Annotated in this window: 1 protein-coding gene; it reads left to right on the top strand. The window is 74.2% G+C overall.

Annotated features, from left to right (window positions below):
• Window positions 1-14 precede the first annotated feature (14 nt).
• Window positions 15-627, top strand: a 613-nt coding sequence (locus tag RM590_RS35450; RefSeq protein ID WP_311708933.1) for a ketoacyl-synthetase C-terminal extension domain-containing protein, incomplete at its 3' end; no start/stop codon positions are given.

Genomic DNA, 627 nt, shown 5'->3' with positions numbered 1-627 from the left:
AGATGGTCATGGCGATGCGCAACGGCGTGCTGCCCAAGACCCTGCACGTGGACGAGCCCACGCCCCATGTGGACTGGTCGGCGGGGGCCGTTGAGCTGCTGACCGAGGCCCGGCCCTGGCCGGAGACGGACCACCCGAAGCGGGCCGCGGTCTCCTCGTTCGGCGTGAGCGGCACCAACGCGCACGTCATCATCGAGGAGGCGCCGGCCGTCGAGGCGGCCGAGCCGGAGGGCGAGGCCGAGGCGCCCGCGCCGGCCACGCCCGCCCTCAACACGAGCGACACGCTGCCCTGGACGCTGTCGGCGAAGTCGGGTGAGGCGCTGGCCGCGCAGGCCCGCCGCCTGCTGGACCACCTGGCCCAGCGGCCCGAGGCCACGCCCGCCGAGATCGGCCACTCCCTGGCCACCACCCGCGCCCAGTTCGACCACCGCGCCGTCGTCATCGGCGACGACCGCGCCCAGTTCACCGAGGCCCTGGAGGCCCTGGCCACCGGTGAGGCATCGCCGAACGTCGTCGAGACCACCGCCGGCACCCACCTCGGCAAGACCGTCTTCGTCTTCCCCGGCCAGGGCTCACAGTGGGCCCGCATGGGCGTCGACCTCTACGAGTCCTCCCCCGTCTTCGCCG

Origin of the sequence: Streptomyces litchfieldiae, assembly GCF_031845365.1 — a bacterium.
In the GTDB taxonomy this organism is placed as follows: Bacteria; Actinomycetota; Actinomycetes; order Streptomycetales; family Streptomycetaceae; genus Streptomyces; species Streptomyces litchfieldiae.
This window is presented reverse-complemented; position numbering and strand designations above follow the sequence as displayed.